General features: G+C 61.4%; 7 protein-coding genes. 3 read left to right on the top strand and 4 right to left on the bottom strand.

Annotation, left to right across the window (positions count from 1 at the left end; all coding sequences use genetic code 11):
• Positions 1 to 61: 61 nt before the first annotated feature.
• The 4 genes from pabB to EI969_RS09855 all read right to left on the bottom strand — a co-directional run bounded on the left by pabB (position 62) and on the right by EI969_RS09855 (position 4,589).
• Positions 62 to 1,405 carry an aminodeoxychorismate synthase component I gene (gene pabB / locus EI969_RS09870; RefSeq protein WP_160387424.1) on the bottom strand — a complete coding sequence of 448 codons (1,344 nt, stop codon included), beginning with the start codon at positions 1,403 to 1,405 and terminating at the stop codon, positions 62 to 64.
• A gap of 120 nt (positions 1,406 to 1,525) precedes the next feature.
• Entirely contained in the window at positions 1,526 to 2,512 is a 987-nt protein-coding gene (locus tag EI969_RS09865) for an alpha-L-glutamate ligase-like protein (protein WP_160387422.1), read from the bottom strand.
• Entirely contained in the window at positions 2,512 to 4,047 is a 1,536-nt protein-coding gene (locus EI969_RS09860) for an inactive transglutaminase family protein (protein WP_110661525.1), read from the bottom strand. The genes EI969_RS09865 and EI969_RS09860 overlap by 1 nt, the downstream gene beginning before the upstream one ends.
• 5 nt (positions 4,048 to 4,052) lie before the next feature.
• Positions 4,053 to 4,589, bottom strand: a complete 537-nt coding sequence (locus tag EI969_RS09855) for an ATP-dependent zinc protease (RefSeq protein ID WP_085716837.1) — start codon at positions 4,587 to 4,589, stop codon at positions 4,053 to 4,055.
• Between the two features lie 297 nt (positions 4,590 to 4,886).
• On the opposite strand from EI969_RS09855, the gene EI969_RS09850 reads away from it, so the two are divergent.
• From EI969_RS09850 to prpC, 3 genes are all read left to right on the top strand, one after another.
• Positions 4,887 to 5,606: a GntR family transcriptional regulator gene (locus EI969_RS09850; protein ID WP_150715717.1), complete on the top strand. Its 720-nt coding sequence runs from the start codon at positions 4,887 to 4,889 to the stop codon at positions 5,604 to 5,606.
• Positions 5,603 to 6,493 carry a methylisocitrate lyase gene (gene prpB, locus EI969_RS09845; RefSeq protein ID WP_034147993.1) on the top strand — a complete coding sequence of 297 codons (891 nt, stop codon included), beginning with the start codon at positions 5,603 to 5,605 and terminating at the stop codon, positions 6,491 to 6,493. The genes EI969_RS09850 and prpB overlap by 4 nt, the downstream gene beginning before the upstream one ends.
• Before the next feature lie 165 nt (positions 6,494 to 6,658).
• Positions 6,659 to 7,786, top strand: a complete 1,128-nt coding sequence (gene prpC, locus EI969_RS09840) for a 2-methylcitrate synthase (protein ID WP_046042905.1) — start codon at positions 6,659 to 6,661, stop codon at positions 7,784 to 7,786.
• The last annotated feature ends 107 nt before the right edge of the window (positions 7,787 to 7,893 follow it).

Below are 7,893 nucleotides of genomic sequence, written 5' to 3'. Positions count from 1 at the left end.
GTCGAACCACAATTGTGCGATCAACACAAACCTGTGGGAGCGTGGCTTGCCCGCGATGCTTTTAGAGGTTTTGCAGGGTGTCGAGCAGCACCTTCACCTTGGTGATCGATTCCTGATACTCGGCCTGCCACTCGGAATCCGCGACAATCCCGCCGCCGCCCCAGCAACACACCTGCCCGTCCTTGACCAGCAAACTGCGGATGGCGATGGAGCTGTCCATCTCGCCGCGCACATCGAGATACAACAACGAACCGCAATACAGCCCGCGCCGGGTCGGTTCCAGTTCGTCGATGATCTGCATGGCGCGAATCTTTGGCGCGCCGGTAATCGAACCGCCGGGGAAGCTGCCGGCAATCAGGTCCAGGGCGTCGCGGTCGTCCGCCAGTTCACCGGTGACGCTGCTCACCAGGTGATGCACGTTCGGGTAACTCTCCAGGCTGAACAATTCCGGTACCCGTACCGACCCGATGCGGCAGGTGCGGCCGAGGTCATTGCGCAGCAGGTCGACGATCATCAGGTTTTCCGCGCGGTCCTTGGGGCTGGCCAGCAGTTCGGCGGCGTTCGCGGCGTCTTGCCCGGGCGTTAGGCCGCGCGGGCGGGTGCCCTTGATCGGGCGGGTTTCCACATGGCGCTGGCTGACTTTGACGAAGCGTTCCGGCGACAGGCTGAGTACGGCGTCGCCGTCAGGCAGACTCTGGAAACCGGAAAAAGGCGTCGGGCATGCCGCTCGCAGCGCGCAGTAGGCGGCCCACGGATCACCCTGGCAGGGTGCGCGAAAACGCTGGGCGAAGTTGACCTGGTAACAGTCGCCGGCCTGAATGTATTGCTGGATGCGCTCGATGGCCTGTTGATACTCGTCCGCGCTCAAGTCGGCCGTCATCGGCGTGAGCAGATTGAATGGCGCGACCGTTTCGGGTGACAGTTGGCTGAACAGGTCGATCAGGCGCTGACGCTCGCTGCCGGGCAGTGTCGGGTGGAACACCAGCTGGCTGGTCAGAGCAAGGTGATCGCTGACCAATGCCCAGCCGTACAGGCCGAAACGCGCGTCAGGCAGTTGCAGGTCGTCCCGCGCCTGGCTTGGCAGGCGCTCCAGGTGTCGGCCGAAGTCGTAACTCAGGTAGCCGATCAATCCACCGGCAAACGGCAGCTCATAAGATGCCGGCAGAGCGGCTTCGCCGAGCCGTGTCAGGTTGTCGCGCAGGCGTTGCAGGAACGCCTCGCCACTTTCGTCGGGCGATACCGTCAGTTGTTCCAGCGGCCAGGCGCTGAGCAGGTCATAGCGACCGCGGTCGGCGCTGGGGCGACCGCTATCGAGCAGTACGGCGCCGGGGGCATGGCGAATCGCCGCGAAGTACTCGGCGGGGTTGGCGCGATAGGGCAGCGGGTGTACGGAGCAGGTCAGCATGGGCGGGGGAGATCAGCCATTGAGGCGGGGTGGCGATTGTAGTCCCCTGTAGGATTTGGTCCTAGAGGGATGTCGGAAAGAAGCATGTGGCGAGGGGGCAAGCCCCCTCACCACACCGGATCAACCCTCGACCGCAGGAATATGCCCGAACATCTCCTGCACAAACGCTATGCGTTCCTCGACGGTTTCGGTCACGCCGCGGGCCTTCAGGTCTTCCAGGCGAGCCTCGACCGCATGGGTGCGCAACGTCAGCCCGCAGTCATTGGCAATCTGAATGTTCAGCCCCGGCCGGGCGTTGAGTTCAAGAATCAGCGGGCCTTTTTCCTGGTCCAGGACCATGTCGACACCGATGTAGCCCAGCCCGCACAACTCATGACAACCGGCGGCGAGTTTCATGAAACCGTCCCAGTAGGGCAGTTGCACGCCATCCACCGCGTTGGTGGTGTCCGGGTGTTTGTTGATGATGTTGTTCAGCCAGGTGCCGCGCAGGGTCAGGCCGGTGGCCAGGTCCACGCCCACACCGATGGCGCCCTGGTGCAGGTTGGCCTTGCCGTTGGACTGGCGCGTCGGCAGGCGCAACATGGCCATCACCGGGTAGCCCATCAAGACAATGATGCGGATGTCCGGCACGCCTTCGTAGCTGATGCTCTTGAAGATCTGGTCCGGAATCACGCGGTACTCGATCAGCGCCCGGTCGCGGTGACCGCCCAGGGAGTACAGGCCGGTCAGGATGCTGGACACCTGATGTTCGATTTCCTCATGGCTGATGATCTTGCCGGACACCGTGCGGTATCGTCCCTCGAAGCGGTCGGCGATCACCAGGATGCCGTCGCCACCGGCGCCCTGGGCCGGTTTGATCACGAAGTCGTTGCGTCCGCCGATGATCTCTTCGAGCTTGTCGATTTCCTTCTCGGTGGAGATCACGCCATACAACTCGGGCACATGGATGCCGGCGGCGATGGCGCGCTCTTTGGTGAGGATCTTGTCATCGACGATCGGGTACAGGCTGCGCTTGTTGTACTTGAGCACATAGTCTGCGTTGCGCCGATTGATCCCCATGATGCCCCGGGCTTCCAGGGCCTTCCAGGTCTTCCAGAGGCCGAACATCAGGCGTCAGCCTTCTTCAGGAAAGCCTTGAAGCGCACCAGTTCGGTCAGGCGATAACCGCGATAACGACCCATGGCCAGCATGAAGCCCACCAGGATCAGCAGGATCGCCGGGAAGGTGAACACGAAGTACACCAGTTCCGGCACGGTCATGATCAGGTGCGCCAGGGATGCGGCGAACAGCGTGCCGATGGCCACTTTCATGGCGTGGCCGCCGCCACGTTCTTCCCAGGTGATCGACAGGCGTTCGATGGTCATGGTCAGGATCACCATCGGGAACAGCGCCACCGACAAGCCGCGCTCCAGGCCGAGTTTGTGGCTGAACAGGCTGATCGCCGCGATCAGCACCACCACGAAGGTCAGCACCACCGACAGCCGCGGCAGCATTTGCAGCTTCAGGTGTTCGAGATACGAACGTAGCGACAGGCCCAGCGCGGTGATGATGGTAAACAGCACGATGCCGAAACCGAGCTGGGTTTCGCGGAAGGCCAGGGCGATCAGCACCGGCGTGAAGGTGCCCAGGGTCTGGATGCCGATCAGGTTGCGCAGGATCAGGATCACCAGAACGCCGATCGGGATCATCACCATGATCATGAAGGTCTGCTGGGTCTGCAGCGGCAGGCCGTACAGCGAGTACTCGAGGAAGTTGGCGTCGGTGTTTTCGTCGGTCAGCTTGGCCAGGCGAATGGCGTTCATTTCGCTGTTGTTCAGGCTGAAGGTCACGTTGGCTTTCTTGCCGCCGTCGACGGTGATCAGGTTTTCGTCGCCGGTCCACCACAGCAGGCGGTCGGTCGGCAGGCCCTGCTCACCGGTTTCCGGGTTGAAGTACAGCCAGTCGGTGCCGTTGAAACTGCGCAGCCACAGTTCCGGTACTTGCGGCTGGTCGGCCACCAGGCGGATGGTGTGGACCTTCTCGATCGGCACGTGGGCGATGGACAGCAGCAACTCGACGATTTTCGCCTTGTGCGCGGTGGATGGATCACCGGCCAGCAACAGTTTCACGTTGTCGTCGTTGAGGTTGTTGACCCGCTTGATCGCTTCACCGACGAAGGTTTCGACGTCGGCCGAGTGCTGGCGAATCGGTGCGAGCAGGGCTTCGGCGGCGATTTTTTCCGGGCCTTCGATGGCGACGCTGTCACGGAAAGTCGGGCCCTTGATCTTGGCTTTCTCGCCGGAATAACGCTTGGTCAGCACCAGGCGGTAATACAGCGTCTGATTGCCTTTGGCCCGGCGTGCCGACCAGGTGACCTTGCGGTTGCCGTCGACCCGGTTCACGGCCACGCCGTAGTTATTGGAGATGAAGCTCTCGTTGAGGCTGACGAAGTCGCGGCTCAGCGGCGGCACGAACATCTGGATCTTGACCGGATCCTTGGCACTGGCGACGAACTCGACCTTGGCGTCGATGTTCCACAGGTCGTCAGTGGCGTCTTCGGTCACCGGGATGCCCAGCACGAAGATCTGATAGGCCGTGACTGAAATGCCCAGCACCACCAGGATGGCGATCAGCAGTTTCAGATGAAGGGTAAGAGAGCGCATTTGAATTACTCGGCGGTATGAGCGTCGGTGGTGCAGGCGGGTTTGCCGGCAGCATATTTAAGGCTGGGGTCAACCAGTGCATCGAAGCGCTTGAGTGCTTCGGAGCCAATCAGGAGCGGATATTGGAACGCGCTGCGGTCGGTCAGGTTCACTTCGATGCTGCGCAGGGCCGAGCCCATGCAGATGTCCAGTTCGATCACGGGGCGGGCGGTGTACTTCTTGCCTTCCTCCGGGTCGTAGTCGCCGGCCCGGCGCTTGATCTTGCTGACACGGGCCAGCGGGCGTTCGATCGGGTGCGAATGGGCGGCGTCGATGGCCAGGTAAAAGCGCACCCACGATTCGCCGTTGCGTTTGAAGCGTTTGATATCCCGCGCACTCAAGGAAGCGGTTTTCGCCCCGGTGTCGAGCTTGGCGGCCACTTCCAGGTCGATGCCATTGAGCGAAGCGTACTCGTTGAGGCCATACACGGTCTTTTCCCCGGCCATTGCGAACCCGGGCAGGCAAAGTAAATAAAGGAAGGCAGGGAAGGGCTTGAGTCTCATAAATCCTGATGCGCAGCGGTCCGACTTGATTCAAGGCCCTGGCATCGCTGCGCAAGCTCCCTCGTACGCCTGTCAGGTTTTCATGACAGGCAGTGCAGATGTGACAAACAAATGCGGGCGGCATTCTAGCACGGTGGTTTGACGGCGCCAGCGCTGGCCGGTGGCTATAAACCATGGGGTCGCTTCCTTATGGTGCAACCGGTTATCAGAAGATTGTCGACAATATCTATTTATCCTTTGACTGCGCCGCCGGTATTCGTTAGTTTTTGCGGCATTGGCTCACAAGGTGTCGACAATATGCTGGATCAACTCGATCCCCCGGTTTCTACGCAAGACGATACGGAGACGCTTTCCGAGAACGTCTTCCGCCGCATTCAGGCGGCTATCGTCAAAGGCGAGATCGCGCCGGGCAGCAAAATCTCCGAACCGGAACTGGCGCGCACCTACGGCATCAGCCGTGGCCCGTTGCGCGAAGCCATCCACCGGCTGGAAGGCCAGCGCCTGCTGGTGCGCGTACCGCATGTCGGCGCGCGGGTGGTGTCGCTCAATCACGCCGAACTGGTTGAACTCTACGAAATTCGCGAATCCCTGGAAGGCATGGCCTGTCGCCTGGCCGCCGAGCGCATGAGCCTCGAAGAAATCGATGAGCTGCGTCGAGTCCTGGAAACCCACGAGCGCGATGCGGCGTTCCAGGCAGGTGTCGGCTACTACCAGCAGGAAGGCGATTTCGACTTCCATTACCGAATCATCCAGGGCAGCGGCAACCGCACGCTGACCCAAATGCTCTGCGGCGAGCTCTATCAACTGGTGCGCATGTACCGCATCCAGTTTTCCACCACGCCCAATCGCCCGCACCAGGCGTTCGCCGAGCACCACCGCATTCTCGATGCCATCGCCGACCGTGACGGTGAGCTGGCCGAGTTGTTGATGCGCCGTCACATCGGCGCCTCCAAACGCAATATCGCCCGTCACTACCAGGACGGCGTCAACCCGACAGCCAAACGAGGTGAGTCATGAGTTTGAACAAGAGCACACCAGGCCAGCGTTTCCGCGATGCGGTCGCCAGCGAACATCCCCTGCAAGTGGTCGGCGCGATCAACGCCAACCACGCGCTGCTGGCCAAGCGCGCCGGTTTCAAGGCGATCTACCTGTCGGGTGGCGGGGTCGCTGCCGGCTCCCTCGGCCTGCCTGACCTGGGCATCACCGGCCTGGATGACGTGCTGACCGACGTGCGCCGCATCACTGACGTGTGTGACCTGCCGCTGCTGGTGGACGTGGACACCGGTTTCGGTTCGTCGGCGTTCAACGTGGCTCGTACCGTGAAGTCGATGATCAAGTTCGGCGCGGCGGCGATTCACATCGAAGACCAGGTTGGCGCCAAGCGCTGCGGTCACCGTCCCAACAAGGAAATCGTGACCCAGCAGGAAATGGTCGACCGTATCAAGGCCGCCGTCGATGCCCGTACCGACGACAGCTTCGTGATCATGGCCCGTACCGACGCCCTGGCGGTGGAAGGTCTGGAGTCTGCCCTGGATCGCGCCGCCGCGTGCATAGAGGCGGGCGCCGACATGATCTTCCCGGAAGCCATCACCGAACTGGACATGTACAAGCTGTTTGCCAGTCGTGTGAAAGCACCGATCCTGGCCAACATCACCGAGTTCGGCGCGACGCCGCTGTACACCACCGAGCAGTTGGCCGGTGCCGATGTATCGCTGGTGCTGTACCCGCTGTCGGCCTTCCGCGCCATGAACAAGGCCGCGGAAAACGTTTACACCGCGCTGCGCCGCGATGGCACGCAGGCGAACGTCATCGACACCATGCAGACCCGCATGGAGCTTTACGATCGCATCGACTACCACACCTTCGAGCAGAAGCTCGATGCGTTGTTCGCAGCGAAGAAGTAATGAACACCCTGTAACTGTAGGAGCGAGCTCGCTTGCGATGGACGTCAACGATAACGCGGGTAGCCTGATGCCCAGCGGTGCAGCGTCCACCATCGCGAGCAAGCTCGCTCCTACAGGAAGCGAGGGAAGTTTCCCTAATAAATTCAAGAATGCTGGAGACAAAAAATGGCCGAAGCAAAAGTACTCAGTGGCGCCGGGCTCCGTGGCCAGGTTGCCGGGCAAACCGCACTGTCCACCGTGGGCCAGTCGGGTGCCGGTCTGACCTATCGTGGTTACGACGTTCGTGAACTGGCGGCTGACGCGCAGTTCGAAGAAGTCGCTTACCTGCTGCTGTACGGCGAGCTGCCGAGCAAGGCGCAACTGAACGCCTACATCACCAAGCTGAGCAAGCTGCGTGACCTGCCGCAAGCGCTCAAGGAAGTGCTGGAACGCATCCCCGCCGACGCCCACCCGATGGACGTGATGCGCACTGGCTGCTCGTTCCTGGGCAACCTGGAGCCGGAGAACAACTTCTCCGAGCAGCACGACAAGACCGACCGCCTGCTGGCTGCGTTCCCGGCGATCATGACCTACTGGTATCGCTTCAGCCACGAAGGCAAGCGCATCGATTGCGTGAGCGACGAGCAGTCCATCGGCGGCCACTTCCTGCACCTGCTGCACGGCAAGAAGCCGAGCGAGCTGCACGTCAAGGTGATGAACGTTTCGCTGATCCTCTACGCGGAGCACGAGTTCAACGCGTCGACCTTCACCGCACGTGTCTGCGCGTCGACCCTGTCCGACCTGTATTCGTGCATCACCGCGGCCATCGGCTCGTTGCGCGGCCCGCTGCACGGCGGCGCCAACGAAGCGGCGATGGAAATGATCGAGCGCTTCTCGTCGCCGGAAGACGCGATCAAGGGCACCCTCGGCATGCTCGAGCGCAAGGACAAGATCATGGGCTTCGGCCACGCGATCTATAAGGACAACGATCCGCGCAATGAAGTGATCAAGGGCTGGTCGAAAAAACTCGCCGACGAAGTGGGCGACAAGGTGTTGTTCCCGGTGTCCGAAGCCATCGACAAGACCATGTGGGAACAGAAGAAACTGTTCCCGAACGCCGACTTCTACCATGCCTCGGCGTACCACTTCATGGGCATTCCGACCAAGTTGTTCACACCGATCTTCGTCTGCTCGCGCCTGACCGGCTGGGCTGCCCACGTGTACGAACAACGCGCCAACAACCGCATCATCCGCCCGAGCGCCGAATACACCGGCGTTGAACAGCGCAAGTTCGTACCAATCGAACAACGCTGAATGGTGGAGGCCAAGCACTGATATTGAGGTTCACCGAAAAACCTGTGGGAGCGGGCTTGCCCGCGATAGCGGCGGGTCAGTCGACATACCTGTTGGATGTGACTCAG

It is taken from the genome of Pseudomonas sp. PB101, from assembly GCF_009764265.1.
Classification (GTDB): Bacteria; Pseudomonadota; Gammaproteobacteria; order Pseudomonadales; family Pseudomonadaceae; genus Aquipseudomonas.
The sequence above is the reverse complement of the archived record's forward strand: the minus strand, read 5'-3'. Positions and strand labels throughout refer to the sequence as shown.